The organism is Oleiphilus sp. HI0080 (assembly GCF_001635135.1).
Window position 1 is genome coordinate 1 of the sequence record NZ_LWFU01000394.1, and the last position, 14,459, is coordinate 14,459.

Annotated in this window: 15 protein-coding genes and 1 pseudogene; 11 read left to right on the forward strand and 5 right to left on the reverse strand. The window is 47.9% G+C overall.

Going from position 1 to position 14,459, the window contains the following annotated elements; genetic code table 11:
* From A3751_RS06910 to A3751_RS06945, 8 genes are all read left to right on the forward strand, one after another.
* Positions 1–1,056, forward strand: a 1,056-nt coding sequence (locus A3751_RS06910) for a DUF2804 domain-containing protein (protein ID WP_231876856.1), incomplete at its 5' end; no start/stop codon positions are given.
* Positions 1,057–1,566: 510 nt separating this feature from the next.
* The gene (locus A3751_RS06915; protein ID WP_068453723.1) at positions 1,567–1,902 is read left to right on the forward strand and encodes a hypothetical protein; all 336 of its coding nucleotides are present in this window, start codon (positions 1,567–1,569) and stop codon (positions 1,900–1,902) included.
* 117 nt (positions 1,903–2,019) lie between these two features.
* Complete coding sequence (locus A3751_RS06920) at positions 2,020–2,943, forward strand: hypothetical protein (protein ID WP_068453727.1); 924 nt, start codon at positions 2,020–2,022, stop codon at positions 2,941–2,943.
* A 26-nt stretch (positions 2,944–2,969) separates the two neighbouring features.
* Positions 2,970–3,506 carry a hypothetical protein gene (locus tag A3751_RS06925; protein ID WP_082863099.1) on the forward strand — a complete coding sequence of 179 codons (537 nt, stop codon included), beginning with the start codon at positions 2,970–2,972 and terminating at the stop codon, positions 3,504–3,506.
* Between the two features lie 108 nt (positions 3,507–3,614).
* Entirely contained in the window at positions 3,615–4,085 is a 471-nt protein-coding gene (locus tag A3751_RS06930) for a hypothetical protein (protein WP_068453728.1), read from the forward strand.
* Between the two features lie 149 nt (positions 4,086–4,234).
* Positions 4,235–4,489 carry a type II toxin-antitoxin system Phd/YefM family antitoxin gene (locus A3751_RS06935; RefSeq protein ID WP_068453729.1) on the forward strand — a complete coding sequence of 85 codons (255 nt, stop codon included), beginning with the start codon at positions 4,235–4,237 and terminating at the stop codon, positions 4,487–4,489.
* Positions 4,482–4,745 (forward strand): Txe/YoeB family addiction module toxin, encoded by a 264-nt coding sequence (locus A3751_RS06940; RefSeq protein WP_068520968.1) that lies wholly within the window; start codon positions 4,482–4,484, stop codon positions 4,743–4,745. The genes A3751_RS06935 and A3751_RS06940 overlap by 8 nt, the downstream gene beginning before the upstream one ends.
* Before the next feature lie 198 nt (positions 4,746–4,943).
* Positions 4,944–5,192 carry a hypothetical protein gene (locus A3751_RS06945; RefSeq protein ID WP_156492296.1) on the forward strand — a complete coding sequence of 83 codons (249 nt, stop codon included), beginning with the start codon at positions 4,944–4,946 and terminating at the stop codon, positions 5,190–5,192.
* Between the two features lie 132 nt (positions 5,193–5,324).
* Here the strand turns inward: A3751_RS06945 and A3751_RS23445 are convergent.
* Together A3751_RS23445 and A3751_RS06950 are read right to left on the reverse strand one after the other, a co-directional pair.
* Positions 5,325–5,438, reverse strand: a pseudogene (locus tag A3751_RS23445) (bacterioferritin); the annotation flags it as partial.
* A 24-nt stretch (positions 5,439–5,462) separates the two neighbouring features.
* Positions 5,463–6,185, reverse strand: coding sequence for a hypothetical protein (locus A3751_RS06950; protein ID WP_068453746.1), 723 nt, complete (start codon positions 6,183–6,185; stop codon positions 5,463–5,465).
* Between the two features lie 256 nt (positions 6,186–6,441).
* Between A3751_RS06950 and A3751_RS06955 the strand changes: the two genes are divergently transcribed.
* A complete protein-coding gene (locus tag A3751_RS06955) occupies positions 6,442–7,263 on the forward strand; it encodes an SDR family oxidoreductase (protein WP_068453735.1) in 822 nt (273 codons plus the stop codon).
* A gap of 57 nt (positions 7,264–7,320) precedes the next feature.
* Here the strand turns inward: A3751_RS06955 and A3751_RS06960 are convergent, their stop codons facing one another.
* Positions 7,321–10,455 (reverse strand): efflux RND transporter permease subunit, encoded by a 3,135-nt coding sequence (locus tag A3751_RS06960; RefSeq protein ID WP_068453736.1) that lies wholly within the window; start codon positions 10,453–10,455, stop codon positions 7,321–7,323.
* A gap of 9 nt (positions 10,456–10,464) precedes the next feature.
* Positions 10,465–11,649 (reverse strand): efflux RND transporter periplasmic adaptor subunit, encoded by a 1,185-nt coding sequence (locus A3751_RS06965; protein ID WP_068453737.1) that lies wholly within the window; start codon positions 11,647–11,649, stop codon positions 10,465–10,467.
* 99 nt (positions 11,650–11,748) lie between these two features.
* Here A3751_RS06965 and A3751_RS06970 point away from each other — a divergent pair, with 99 nt between their 5' ends.
* Positions 11,749–12,540: a pseudouridine synthase gene (locus A3751_RS06970; protein WP_082863101.1), complete on the forward strand. Its 792-nt coding sequence runs from the start codon at positions 11,749–11,751 to the stop codon at positions 12,538–12,540.
* A gap of 29 nt (positions 12,541–12,569) precedes the next feature.
* Positions 12,570–13,847, forward strand: coding sequence for an adenosylmethionine--8-amino-7-oxononanoate transaminase (gene bioA, locus A3751_RS06975; RefSeq protein ID WP_068453739.1), 1,278 nt, complete (start codon positions 12,570–12,572; stop codon positions 13,845–13,847).
* Here bioA and A3751_RS06980 read toward each other — a convergent pair.
* The coding region (locus A3751_RS06980; protein WP_156492297.1) for a helix-turn-helix domain-containing protein at positions 13,830–14,459 on the reverse strand (630 nt) is incomplete at its 5' end. The genes bioA and A3751_RS06980 overlap by 18 nt on opposite strands.

The following is a 14,459-nucleotide window of genomic DNA, read 5'->3' on the forward strand; positions in this document are numbered from 1 at the left end:
ACCCGACATATCACCATGAAAAAACAAATAGAACAGCTGGTAGACGCAGATGGTCAATTCCGTCATGGCCATTTCGAAGCGCCGGTAAACCAAATTAACGGCCAAGATTTCGACTTTCGAACGGTGATGAACAAACCGGCTAGCGCTCTAAAAAAACACTTTGCTTACAAGCAATTTCAGTATTTTGGTGCGATCGGTGAAGACCTTATTTTTGGCTGTGCATTTGCCGACATCCGATATATTGGGGCTTGCTTTGTTTATGTTTTCCGTCCATCCGATAACAAGATGCTGACATGGCAGTTCAAGCAACCATTGTCGATAGGCATGAGCATGAGCGACCGCACTGACAATGGCATTAGCCGCTTCGAAAAAGCCAACAAAGCGGCCTCTCAGCGATACACGCTCAACAACGATGGAACACGAAGAAAACATCTATCTATTGATTTTGGGGCCGAGCTTCAAATCGATGCATGGATGGATGAGCCGGCTGACTATCAAACCCAGAGCCTCTGCACACCATGTGCGGTAAATGGCTGGGTATACGCACAGAAAACCGCTGCGCTGCCAGTGCAAGGCACGCTGAAGTGCGCGCTTGGCCAGATCAACCTGAACGATGTTCACTGTTATGGACACCACGATTTTTCAGCCGGATTTATGCGCCGTGATACCTTTTGGAACTGGGCATGCTTTAGCTTGCCCCCGACGGAAAAGCGTCCTGCGCTTGGCTTGAATATAAGCTGGGGAGTGAACGAAACCGGCTATTCCGAAAACTGCATTTGGCTAGGTTCCGAATGTATCGAGCTACCGCAAGTACAATTCGATTACAGCCGCGACCACATGCTGGGTGAATGGCGGGCACTGTCGCGCGATGGCAGCGTCGATCTGCGCTTTCAGCCAGTCGGCAAGCATAGCGAAGAGCTCAACCTGTTTGTTTTAGCGACCAACTTCCACCAAATATTTGGCCAGTTTCATGGTGTTATCAAATTACCCGGCAAAAACGACATCGTACTTGAGGGCGTCTGGGGTTTCGTCGAGCACCAGTTCTCGCGCTGGTAACGCGTTCTATCTTCGCGCAACGCCAAATGCACAGCTCTTTTTAAGGCATTGCTTTAAGGCATTGCTTCAAGGCATCGCTCACGTCTGCTTCGCTGTGACAGCTCAATGCCTGTTCATCGAAAGCGGACTTTAGAGGGTTTATTAGTACCTATCCGATTATTGTCCCTTGACTGGCAGCTCGACGAACGCTTCGGATGAAGAGCCCCGCTGTTAAGCGAAAGCCAATCCGTTTTACGTCTCTGCGACGCTTAAAAACAAGCAAAAGCGTCACGCCCGCTTAAACCATTGAATCAATTAGAATTTTTGATTTAAAAAAACGTACGCTGAATTGGGATATACGTCGCGAGACGCACTTCCAAAACGACACTTTTCAACTTAGGATAAGAAGCTCAAGGAAGGTTGGACCTACCAAGTAAGTAAGGAACAACAATCAAAAAAATATACCGTCGTAAGACGTGCGTCGCGAGACGTATATTCAACTGTTATGTGGCAGATCGTGAAGGGATTTGAGTGACGGAAAAGTTGACCGAAGCGAAGGAAAAGCTTTTAAGCACGGAGTATCCGCGTTGGCGCAACCTGCTGTCTTGCGCGCTTCTCGTGCTTCTCACTACGGGTATGGTTTCGGGTTGGTGGTATGCTTATTTCACCACTTCTGACATAGAGTGCCACAAAGGTATTTTGTATTTCTCAGCTGTGTGGCTGGCGGTGCAATGGGTCGTCATTGGATATTTATGCCGCTATCAAAATATTCCCGCGTTTGCTCGCGGTGCAATCAAGTTGCTGATATTGCTTGGTAATGTATGGTTTGGACTTTTCATTTTTTCGCTACAATCATGTGCCCAGTAGTCCAAGCACATAACCAGTGCAGGCACGGCGACGCCCACTACATTGCGCCCTCGGCTCCATTTCGTGGGCGCGCATGCTGCAAGCGTTATATTTAAACCAACCAAACGGAGTACAACGATGAAAAATAGTATTTTACTAGTAGGGCTATGTGCTGGATTAGTTGCATGTGGGGGAGGTAGTTCATCCTCAAGTAACAATGGCTCAACCAATACTAAAACAGGTGTTTTCTTAGATAGTGCCGTTGCCAATATTGGCTATAGGACGGAAACCTTAGAAGGCGTTACAAATTCCGATGGCAAATACGACTACATTGAGGGTGAAACGGTTACTTTCTTTATCGGCGATCTTGAATTACCACCTGTTACCGCAAAAGGTACAGTGACACCTCTGGATTTGGCTGATAGCGACGACACCTCTGATTCAATGGTTGTTAATATTATTAGGTTGCTTCAATCGCTAGATGAAGATGGAAATCCTGACAATGGGATTACAATAGCCGACGCAGCAAAAACTGTAGCTACACCAGTTGGTTTTGAATTATCAATAATTGATTTTGAATCATCGTCTGCCGTGACAACGCTAGTGGCAAACTCAGGTTCCACGAACACTGTACTCATATCCCAAAATGATGCGATAGCTCACTTTGAAGATACATTGGTCGATGCGGGTGAGGATTTTGTAGCAAATTCAAACATTACAGGCATATGGACTACCGATCTCACCGATAATGATTTGTTGGCTTTTGTATTCTTTGCAGACGGTACCTATGTTCATCTAGAGGTAGATGAAGAAGCACCAATTGATGTAAGTGGCGAGCCATCGGGCATGGAATGGGGTACGTATACCAGAAATAATTCAACCGGAGAACTGACGGTTACTCAGATATTTGATGGTAATGGGGATACCGGTCTTACGGATGCCGCAAATGGTCTAACCACTCTTTTTGCGCAAGTATCTGGCGATGTGCTTACATTGCAGTTTGATGACAACCTGAACGGCACTATTGAAGACGGTGAATCTCTGGATTTTCAGCGAAAATAAAATATAACAAGTGCCAGCAAGCGGACTTGGGTAAATCGACACTGTTTTTGCAAAAAGACGCAAAAACCCCGCCAATTTACCCAAGCCCTTGTGGCAGGCGTTACATGCTCAAAGGAGACAACATGCTACGAAGTCTATTCGCGATAATTTTCTTTGCTAGTGCTTCATTGAATGCATATGCAGAAAGCAAAGAGACCGAACGTTTGGCACAAGTTACTTTGGATTATGCAAAGTGCGCTGATGTGGCTTTAGGTAACTTCACTTCTGATGAAAAGGCGCAAGAAGCCATTAAAGTTTTCTACAAAGCGATGATAAAAAATGTAGAAAACATGCTTGTGTTAGAAAGCGCATCAAAAAACGAATCTACCGAATATTTCCTAGATATAATGGGTAAGGATGTTTTTGTTGGATTTATGCTAAAGGGTTTTTCCGAAGTTGGGCCTCAGTATAAAGATGAGAAAAAGAAGCTAACCAAAGAGCTTAACTATGATTGGCGCTTGGTAAACGAGCGGTTATGGTCAAAACAAGGATGTAACGCGATCTATGGTAGCTTATCCAACTAATCACAGGCATGTAACAAGTGCAGCCTGCATCGCCCAAGGGAACCTTGGGCTGGACCTCGCTTCGCTCGGCCGCAGCTGCAGGCGTTATGCATCACAACGGAGAGATAGATGTATCAAAATAGACAGGCACTAGCATTAGGCTCATTAGTATTTCTTGTCGTCGTAGGGCTAATTGCTATCGTGTTAGCTTTTTGGGCTTGGCCAAAATACAACGTATATAAAATGGAATTAAATGGCCGGGCAGCACTAAAAGAAGCTGAATGGTCTAAACAAATACTCATAGAAGAAGCCAAAGCAAGAGAGCAAGCCGCTCTAATGCAAGCAAAGGCAAAAGTCACATTAGCCGAAGCAGAGGGCAAGGCAAAAATTGTCCGCGCAAAAGCTGAAGGCGCAGCCGACATTGAGCGAGCCAAAGCCGCAGCAGAAGCCAACCGCATTATTGGTGAGTCACTCAAAAACAACGAAGAATATCTCAGGTACGTCTGGATTAAGGGGCTTCAAGACGGTAAAGGAGAGCGCATATACATCCCCACCGAAGCTGGCCTCCCAATTCTTGAAGCCGGTAAAGCAGGAAAATAATGCATAACAAGGCGCTCAAGCAAGGACAAAAACTGCTACGCAGCTTTTGCCGCTTAGCTTGGCGTTAAATCTTATTAGTAGCTCATACTTGCACAATATATAGAACAGGATATACTTGTCTTATAAATTGTACATATAGAGTGGTGATTATGAAAGTTGTTAATTTCTCCGAAGCTAGAAATCAGCTTAAAAGTGTATTAGATCAGGTGGTAGATGATGCTGATTATACGGTTATCACAAGACGTGACGCAGAGGATGCTGTCGTTATGTCACTTGATCAATTTAATGGGCTAATGGAAACCGTGCACTTGCTCAAGAGTCCCGCAAATGCAGCTCATCTAAGTAAATCAATCCAACAATATCGTGCAGGTAAAGCCGAGGAGCATGGATTGCTCAATGATTGATATATTGGCATGGACCAAGGCGGCTTGGTCTGATTATTTATATTGGCAAGGCCAAGATAAGAAAACACTTAAACGTATCAATAAACTCATAACCGATACACAACGCAGCCCTTTTGAGGGTATAGGCAAGCCAGAACCGCTCAAAGAAAACTTGGCAGGTTTTTGGTCCAGGCGCATAGATGATAGCAATCGATTGGTTTATGCTGTTGACGATAATAAGTTAACAATTATCTCTTGCCGTTATCACTATGAATAATGATTTAAATCGGGTAGCCGAGGATCTCTAACCCTCAGCCCCCACAACACCCTGCCCTTTAGCGCGGTGGTGTGCTTTTTCTGTATGAATGAAACGAATAAAAAGATAGACCAATATCTGAGACGTCAGCGTTTCAGGAACGTCGCAAAATGGACGTCAATTCTCGGGGTTATAGCTTTCGTAGTTGCAGCGTTAACGATGCCACTTCTTGGTGATCAATCGCAGGTCGAAGGTATTGTCGCCTCTTTAACTGCGAGGCAACATGAAGAAGGTCATACGTTAAAGTTAGTCGTTACCCTAGACAACGGCGAACAGGTTTTCGTCGTCATTCCTAGATCTAAATACTATGCCAAGGGTAACAAGGTTCGCCTGCTTAAGCGGGAGCCTCTAATGTTTGGTAAGACTATTTATTCTTTCAGAGGCTACGCGCGTGATGGCGAAGCATAACCCGTCTAGTATGCACCGCCCCTTTGCCTGAAGCCTACGGGGAAGACTTAGTTCTGCTTTTGTTTGCATACGACTCACCGACCACAAACAAAAAAGCCCCACATCTGTGCGGGGCTTTTGCGCCAGTATTTGTTAGATCTGTGATTGCAAATAGTTTGGTAGGCCCATCTTGTCAATCAACCCGAGTTGCGGCTCTAGCCAATAGGCGTGATCTTCTTCAGAGTCTTCTAGCTGCTTCACAAGCACATAGAAAGCCCGAAGAACGCGCCCTTAAAATGCGTATTTGTAGGACGCACCAATACCCGATTTATCGCCATAGGTATTATCCACCGAGAAGGCCATCAAGCTCATAGAGTGGCGCTTATTTAACGTGTAACCAGCGCCTAGCGCGCCAAATGCAGAGTTAAAATCATCACTACCTTGGGTATAGTTGAGAACGGTGAGCAGGGTCCACTCGTCACTTAACGGCTTTAACGCAAGTGCGCCTATATATCCACTGTGATTTTCAGTCGGGATATAGATTAAAAACCCGTCTTCTGGTGAAATAAATCCGTAGCACTCCGAGTCTTCCGGGCGCGTGTCGCAGATCGTTTCACCATTGGAATACGCGTATCCGAACATAGGAAAAATCTGTACACCTCCGGGCGCAAAACCAAAAATGCTCAGCGGTAAAAATGTCCCTACACTATAGGAATCTTGGGTATTACCATTGTCAAACTCGGTGCGCCCGAAGTTTAGATTCACAATGCCAATATCAAACAACCAAGAGCCGCCGCCTCGCCATTCGTTACCATCCGCTTTCACACTTAGATTGATTTTCCGCACTGGATCAAAGGCCAGAGACCCACTAAAAGACCAGTCATCTTGATAGCCAAGCCCCAGCTTCGTTTCGATCTTTGTAGGGTCATTAGTCAGTTTTTCTTTCGCATCGGCGCCGGCGCAAACCAACAGCCATAACATCCCCACCAACACCAACTTAGTTCTTGCTACCATCTCGCACCTGTTTTTTATCGCACCACTAGATACCTTGCATTCGTCGGCAAGTATAAACGGTACTCCAAGCATCCCATACCTCCATTTTCTGACGCGCGATCACACCTCCCTATTCCACTAGATACTGCTGTGTTTCTAAGCCGAAAGAAAAGATGGCCGAATAAGTAAAATTGCTCCTAGCCGCAAGAGTTGGAGCACTTTGGCGCGGGTGCTAGCATGACGCTACAAACAACAACTTAAAAGAACGTCCTCCACTATGAAAAATTTCAAAGATAAAGTGTGCATTGTAACGGGTGCAGGCTCCGGCATTGGCCGATCGCTCACCATGCAACTTGCGGAACAAGGCGCCAAACTGGCTATCTCCGATGTAAATCAGGCTGCGCTAGATGAAACAATTGGCATACTCAAATTGGATGATACCCGCTTGCTGAGCATGCTCGTAGACGTATCCAAAAAAGACCAGATGCAAGCGTTTTCTGACGCGGTCGATAAGAAATACGGCTTGGCCGACATGATCGTCAACAACGCTGGCGTCGCGTTGTCGCAGACCGTTGAAGACACCACCTATGAAGATTTTGAATGGTTAATGGATATCAATTTCTGGGGTGTGGTGCATGGTACAAAGCTGTTTCTACCGTTGCTCAAACGCTCTGATGACTCAGCTGTGGTTAACATCTCTAGTGTCTTTGGCTTGGTCGGCATACCAACACAGGGCGCCTACAACGCCAGCAAATTCGCGGTAAAAGGTTACACAGAAGCGCTTCGCTTGGAGTTGAAAAACACCAACGTTACGCCAATTACCGTCCACCCTGGCGGCATCAAAACCAACATTGCCAAAAGCGGCCGATTCTATCGTGGCGCGAAGCCAAGTCATTCCAAAAAAGATGTTGTCGCACTGTTTGATAAGCTGACCTTTACCACTCCGGATGTTGCGGCAACCACCATTTTGAATGGCGTTAAGAAGAAAAAGTATAAGATCCTTATCGGCAAAGATGCCTACCTATTTGATTGGGCAGGAAGATGGTTACCAGAGAGCTATCACCGCATTGTCGAAAAGGTGATGCAGGCAGAGTTTTAAAACGAAGCGATCAAGAACAAAGGCCAGAGCAACACACTGTTACTCTGGCCTTTTTGTTTAAGCCTTACCGAACCACCTCCGCACGAGCACGTAAAATAGCGGCGTCAGCAACAAGCCAAACACCGTCACACCGATCATTCCGGAGAACACGGCCACCCCCATCGCCTCACGCATTTCTGCACCGGCACCCGTTGAGAATACCAGCGGCACAACGCCCATAATGAAGGCAATTGATGTCATCAGGATCGGCCTGAAGCGCAGCTTGCTTGCTTCCAGCGTCGCAGCAAGTAAGGCCATACCTTCGTCTTCTTTTTCTTTCGCAAACTCCACAATTAGTATCGCATTCTTGGCGGCGAGCCCCACCAGCACGATAAAGCCTATTTGGGTAAAGATGTTGTTATCTAAACCCCAAAGCACGACCCCTGTCATCGACGACAACAACACGGTTGGCACAATGAGAATAATCGCCATTGGCATTGACCACGACTCGTACTGCGCGGCCAAGACAAGAAACACCAACAACACCACAAGCGGGAAGATATACACCATGGTGTTGCCCGCAAGAATTTGCTGGTACTTCAAGTCAGTCCACTCGTAAACCATGCCGTTTGGCAGCGTCTCATCAAGAATCTTGATAATCGCCTCTTCCGCCTGCCCAGAGCTATAACCGGGCGCCGCCTGACCATTAATGTCTGCAGCAATATAGCCATTGTACTTACCGACACGGTTTGGCCCAGCACCGTGCTGAATTTGTACAAAGGACGACAAAGGCACCATATCGCCGTCTTTATTGCGCACTTTGAGTCGTTCCAGTTGTGTCTCGTCCGCACGAAATGCCTGATCAGCCTGCACGCTGACCTGATACGTTCGACCAAAGAGATTCACATCATTCACATACACCGAGCCCATATAAGCTTGCAGGGTGTCGAAAATATCGGAGATCGCGACGCCATGTACTTTGGCTTTTTCGCGGTCGATATCGATCTCGATCTGGGGTACGTTTACTTGGAAGAACGAGAAGGTTTGCGTTAACTCAGGCGTTTGCCATGCCTGACCCACCACCTTTTGCGCTTCCTGATACAAACGCTCATAACCCAAGTTCGCACGATCTTCTATCTGTAATTTAAAGCCACCCGTGGTGCCCAGACCAATGACCGGAGGAGGTGGGAAAATCGCAACAAAGGCATCGCTAATCACCCCAAATTGCATGTTGAGCGCACCCGCAATGGCGTTCGCCGACATATCGGGCGTTTGTCGATCTTCAAAGGGTTTGAGGGTGACAAAAACAATCCCCTCGTTTGAAGAGACCGAGAAGCCATTAGGGGATAAGCCTGGAAAAGAGACCGCAGATTCAATACCCGGGTGTTCAAGCGCAATCGCTGCCATTTGCTGAATCACAGCATCGGTTCTATCGAGGCTCGACGCATCAGGTAACTGGGCGAATGCGATCAAATACATTTTATCTTGCTGCGGAACAAAGCCTGTTGGCGTTGTATCAAACAAGTACTTGGTAGCCGCCATCATGCCTGCGTAGAGAATCAACACAAAAATGGCAATACGCACAATAATCTTCAGTAGCGACGTATAACCATTGGTTAACGCACCAAAGAATCGATTAAACGGCGCAAAGATAAAACGGCCAAACAGCCCATCGATCACCCGTGACAACCAATCCTTTTTTGCATCGTGCGGCTTCAACAATACAGCTGCCAACGCCGGACTAAGCGTTAAAGAATTAAAGGTAGAGATAATGGTCGAAATGGCGATGGTGAGGGCAAACTGTTTGTAGAACTGCCCGCTCAAACCTGAAATAAAAGCCGTTGGTATAAACACCGCACTCAACACTAAAGAGGTCGCGATAATCGGGCCTGTAACTTCGCGCATCGCTTTTTTGGTCGCCTCCACTGGGGTTTGACCAAGCGCGATATTGCGCTCGACGTTTTCGACAACAACAATCGCATCATCGACCACAATACCGATGGCTAATACCAAACCGAACAGCGTCAAGGCATTCAACGAAAACCCGAACACATGCATGACCGCGAAGGTGCCAACCAATGACACCGGTACCGCAACGAGAGGAATAATCGAGGCACGCCATGTCTGCAAAAACAGCAGAACAACAATCACCACCAAGAGCATCGCTTCAAGCAGGGTTTTTACAACGGCTTCAATCGAGCCACGAACGAACACCGTCGGGTCGTAAACGATTTTGTATTCCATGCCCTCAGGAAACGTTCTTTGCAATTCTGCCATACGCGCGCGAACGTCATTGGATATCTGGATAGCATTCGAGCCTGAACGCTGGAAGATCGCAATGGCAGCCGCCTGCTTGTTATCAAGTAACGAACGAAGCGCGTAGCTGTTTGCGCCTAACTCTACACGCGCAACGTCTTTAAGACGTGTAATGGCGCCGCTAGCGCCCACTCGCAACACAACATTCTCAAACTCTTCAATGCCTTCAAGACGACCTTTTACCTTAATCAACAACTGAAACGGGTTGTCTTCAGCACTCGGTGGAGCACCGATCGTGCCTGCTGCAGCCTGCCGATTTTGCTCGCGAATCGCGCCAATGACGTCTGTCGTCGTCATACCTAGCGCCGCGACTTTTTCCGGATTTAACCAAATACGAACAGCGTAATCACCTGCACCAAACACCAGCGCATTACCAACCCCTTCCAAACGGGCAAGCTCGTCACGGACTTTCAGCTTGGCAAAGTTGGAGAGATAGAGCATGTCGTAACGATCGTCCGGCGAGAGCAAGTGGACGACCATCGTCAGGTCTGGCGACGATTTTGTTGTGGTCACACCTAGACGCTGCACGTCTTGCGGTAAACGAGGAACAGCCCGAGCAACACGATTTTGAACTTGCACCTGCGCATCATCCACATCGGTACCCAGCTCAAACGTCACAGTGATCGCCAGACTCCCGTCAGAGGTGGCTTGTGAGGACATATACAACATCCCCTCAACGCCATTGATCTCTTGTTCGAGCGGCGTTGCTACGGTTTCCGCCATGGTTTCAGGGTTTGCGCCAGGATAACTCGCATTCACAACGACCGTAGGAGGAACAACCTCAGGATATTCTGTAATTGGAAGCTGGAAGACCGCGATCAAACCGGCAATAAAAATAAGCAGCGAGAGCACGCTCGCGAAAATCGGTCGAACAATAAAAAACTGCGAAAAATTCATTACTACTCCCTAGTTCTGAACCAACGCGGCTTGATCTTTTCTTAGCTCTTCGAGCAAAGCCTCATCGACCATGGTGGTCTCTTCAGGCGCCACGGGCATACCTGGAAAAACGCGCTGCAAACCAGACACGATAATGCGCTCTTCTGGCGAGAGTCCGGATGTAATTGCGCGCAAAGGTCCGTAACGCAACCCCGTTTGAATTGGACGGTACTGCGCCATATCGTTCTCATCAACCACAAGTACATATTTGGAGTTTAGGTCGGTCGCGATGGCAGTTTCTTTCACCAAGACGGTTTCTTTCGGGTCTTCAACACGCAACATCAAACGCACAAACAAGCCTGCTGTTAGCTGCTGTTCCTTATCAATGAACTCGGCACGCAACCGAATGGTGCCCGTTGTCACGTCCACCTTGTTATCGACGAAATCAATCCGCCCTTTGAATGGGAAAGCATAAGCAGATCCGATGCCCATCAGCACGACGTTGTTCAGGTTGTTTTGACTGAGTTTACGCAGCTCCAAATAAGTAGATTCATCTACATCAAAATACGCGTGAAAAATCTCTGTCGATACAATCTCTGTCAGCGGAGTTTGCCCCTGATTAATCCAGTTGCCCTCGCTCACAAATGCGCTGGAGATCCGCCCATCAATGGGTGCCTTGATTTTGGTGTAACTAAGAATGGTTTTTGCGCCAGCGACAGCCGCCTCTAATGCTGCGACATCCGCGGTTGCCTTCGTTAACTCTGTACCTCGATTATCAAGCTCTTCTTGAGACAAAGAGTTCTTCTGACGCAAGCTCTGGGCTCGATCAAGTATTCTTTTCGCCAGCTCAACCTGAGCGCGTGCACTTTCCAACTCAGCCCTTAACTCGTTATAACGCGCACTCTGGGTGCTAGAGTGCATTTCAAATAACACATCCCCTTGTTTTACCAACGCGCCTTCTTCAAACGTGACATGCTTTATTTGCCCAGAAATTTGAGGATTTAGAACAACCATCTGGTCCGCCTCAAGCCGTCCGGTGTATACCTTGGTGGCGGCCATTTCCATTGCTGAAACAGTTGCCACGCTTACCGGAACGGCTTGCGGCGCTTGCGCCGGTTGCTGTGGCGCGTCACCGTCTTCTTGCGACGAGCACCCTGCGAGCAAAACGAAGACAGAAGCCAGAACTGCAGATAGGCGCATAGAGCTTGCGAACATGGATATTCCTTAAAAGAGTGTACAGAGTAAAAATTAACCGCGCGATAGTACCAAACAACCGTTAGAATCTCTAAAACTAAGCGATCAAAAGACTGTTGCATGAACAAAACGAACCAAGATAGTCCACAAGACCCGACGTTGATAGAGCGCTCGAGACAGGAAGACGAAAAGCTAGAAATTTTATTTCAGGACGCGCATCTCATTGCGGTTCACAAACCTGCAGGAATGCTGGTACACAAATCTCCAATCGACAAACAAGAAAAGCGTTATGCAATGCGCATTCTTCGCAACCAAATTGGTCAATGGGTTTACCCGGTTCATCGGCTCGACAAGCCAACCTCAGGCCTATTACTGTTCGCGCTTGATTCAGATATTGCCCGACGCGTGACAGAGCAGTTTGAGAACCGGACAGTTCAAAAACGCTACTTTGCGATTGTTCGTGGCTTTACGGCCGAGACTCAGGAAATCGATCACCCACTGAAAGAGATCGCAGCATTTAAGAGCGAACAAGAAAAGGCGGATGCCAAAGATGCGAAGAACGCACTCACACACCTTCAGCGATTGCAGACATTCGAACTGCCTTTCTCCGATGGCCGCTTTCCAACCTGCCGTTACAGCTATGTTGAGCTCGCTCCCAAGACCGGGCGCAAACATCAGCTTCGTCGCCACATGAAGCACATTAGCCACCCTATTGCAGGCGATGTAAAATATGGAAAAGGAAACCACAATCGCATTTTTCGCGAAGAGTTAGGGTGTGAGCGATTGATGCTAGCCGCGAGCGATCTGTCTTTGACCCACCCCGTCAGCGGGGAACCTCTCAAATTACACTGCCCTTTCGAGGCAGACTTTCAGGCAACACTAGAGACATTGCAGAATCATAAAACACGCTAACCCGCAAATAATTGAGAAAGAGCGACACCATGACGGACATCAATATCGACAAACAGCACATTTGGCATCCCTACAGTGCCATTGGCTCTGACAACCCGATCTTCCATGTCGACTCTGCAAGTGGCTGCAGAATAAAACTCAAAGACGGACGGGAGCTCATTGATGGCATGTCATCGTGGTGGAGTACCATCCACGGCTACAACCACCCAAAAATGAACGCTGCGCTCAATGCACAGCTAGAAAAAATGAGTCATGTCATGTTTGGCGGGCTAACGCATGACCCTGCGATCCAACTCACTGAAAAGCTCCTTGAGCTGCATGACGAACGCCTAGAGGCGGTATTTTTTGCCGACTCTGGCTCGGTTTCAGTCGAAGTTGCGATGAAAATGGCTATTCAGTACTGGGCTAGTCTTGGCAAACCCAACAAGCAACGCTTTCTCACTGTCCGTAATGGCTATCATGGCGATACATTTGGCGCGATGTCGGTATGCGACCCCATCAACGGTATGCATTCCTTGTTTGAAAAGACACTCGCTAAGAATGTGTTCGCCCCCGCTCCTGAAACCGCGTTCGGCCACATCTGCAAGGGCCAAGACATTGCTGAGATGACCGCCCTACTCGGTCAGCATCGTGAAGAAATTGCAGCGGTTATTATTGAGCCGATTGTTCAAGGCGCTGGCGGTATGCGCTTCTACTCAGCCGATTACCTCAATCGGCTGCGCACCCTGTGCGATGAGCACGGCGTTTTACTTATTTTTGATGAGATCGCGACCGGCTTTGGCCGCACAGGGAAAATGTTTGCGTATCAGCATTCCGACATCATCCCCGACATCATCACCATGGGCAAAGCCCTAACAGGCGGTTATATGACCATGGCCGCGACGATGACCACGCGAGAGATCGCCGAAACAATCCAATCGCAAAGCCCGGGTGTTTTCATGCACGGCCCGACTTTCATGGCAAACCCTTTAGCCTGCAGCGCCGCTCTGGCAAGTTTAAATTTGCTTATGGAGTATGATCTAGAACCGCTTATTGCAGGCATCGCCTCACAACTTGAAAACGGTCTGGCACCCTGCTGCGATCTAGATATGGTTGCTGAAGTCCGAGTGCTTGGTGCCATAGGCGTGGTGGAACTAAAAGGGCCGGTCAAGATGGCCGAGATTCAGCCCATGTTTGTAGAGCAAGGCATTTGGGTCAGACCTTTCGGCAAGCTTGTTTACGTAATGCCCGCTTACGTGATGGAGGATCGTGATATCGCTGCGCTTTGTGCAGGAATCGTTCAGGTCATATCATCCCTCGACAACTGAAGCGCACGCCTGCTGGGTGATAACCTTGATTTCCTCGGGTCTCTGCAAGAAATACGAAGGCCGCACACCAAGCATCTGATGAAAGGTGTTAGTACAGTGCGAAAGATCCACAAAACCTGCGGCAAGCGCGGCTTCCGTTAGATTTTTACCCTCACCTATCTGTGACGCAGTAACAAAAAGCCGATGCCACTGCCGATAACGCCTAATCGGAACACCTGTTTGCCGCTTAAACAACTGAACGAGCCTTGGAGTAGATAAGCTAACCGATTTAGCTAAATATTCGATTGGAAGGTTATGATCAATCGCGCCTTGAATAGACTCAACCACTTTTTGAACGCGATCATCGCGTGGGAATTCAGTCTTCGCCTGCGCACCCATCAAGTCATACAAATATCGCCTTGCCTCATCGCTAGAATAAGCAGACTGATGAATTTTTCGGAACGCCTCCCGAAAGCTGTGCTCTTCGTTCAGATCCAGACTCAAGCCCCCTTCTTTTCGCGGCATAATATTGCTCAAAAAGAAGTAATCTGAGCCCATCACGTCCAGATTCAAGTTTGCAATCAGTTGGTTTCGGGTATCAATGTAAACCGAACAGCCGGGCGGCAAGAGTAT

Coding starts and splice junctions, on each gene's coding strand:
- A3751_RS06935 (WP_068453729.1), top strand. CDS start 4,235: ATGAAAGTTGTTAATTTCTCCGAAGCTAGAAATCAGCTTAAAAGTGTA.
- bioA (WP_068453739.1), top strand. CDS start 12,570: ATGACGGACATCAATATCGACAAACAGCACATTTGGCATCCCTACAGT.
- A3751_RS06920 (WP_068453727.1), top strand. CDS start 2,020: ATGAAAAATAGTATTTTACTAGTAGGGCTATGTGCTGGATTAGTTGCA.
- A3751_RS06945 (WP_156492296.1), top strand. CDS start 4,944: ATGCCACTTCTTGGTGATCAATCGCAGGTCGAAGGTATTGTCGCCTCT.
- A3751_RS06930 (WP_068453728.1), top strand. CDS start 3,615: ATGTATCAAAATAGACAGGCACTAGCATTAGGCTCATTAGTATTTCTT.
- A3751_RS06940 (WP_068520968.1), top strand. CDS start 4,482: ATGATTGATATATTGGCATGGACCAAGGCGGCTTGGTCTGATTATTTA.
- A3751_RS06970 (WP_082863101.1), top strand. CDS start 11,749: ATGAACAAAACGAACCAAGATAGTCCACAAGACCCGACGTTGATAGAG.
- A3751_RS06960 (WP_068453736.1), bottom strand. CDS start 10,455: ATGAATTTTTCGCAGTTTTTTATTGTTCGACCGATTTTCGCGAGCGTG.
- A3751_RS06965 (WP_068453737.1), bottom strand. CDS start 11,649: ATGTTCGCAAGCTCTATGCGCCTATCTGCAGTTCTGGCTTCTGTCTTC.
- A3751_RS06955 (WP_068453735.1), top strand. CDS start 6,442: ATGAAAAATTTCAAAGATAAAGTGTGCATTGTAACGGGTGCAGGCTCC.
- A3751_RS06950 (WP_068453746.1), bottom strand. CDS start 6,185: ATGGTAGCAAGAACTAAGTTGGTGTTGGTGGGGATGTTATGGCTGTTG.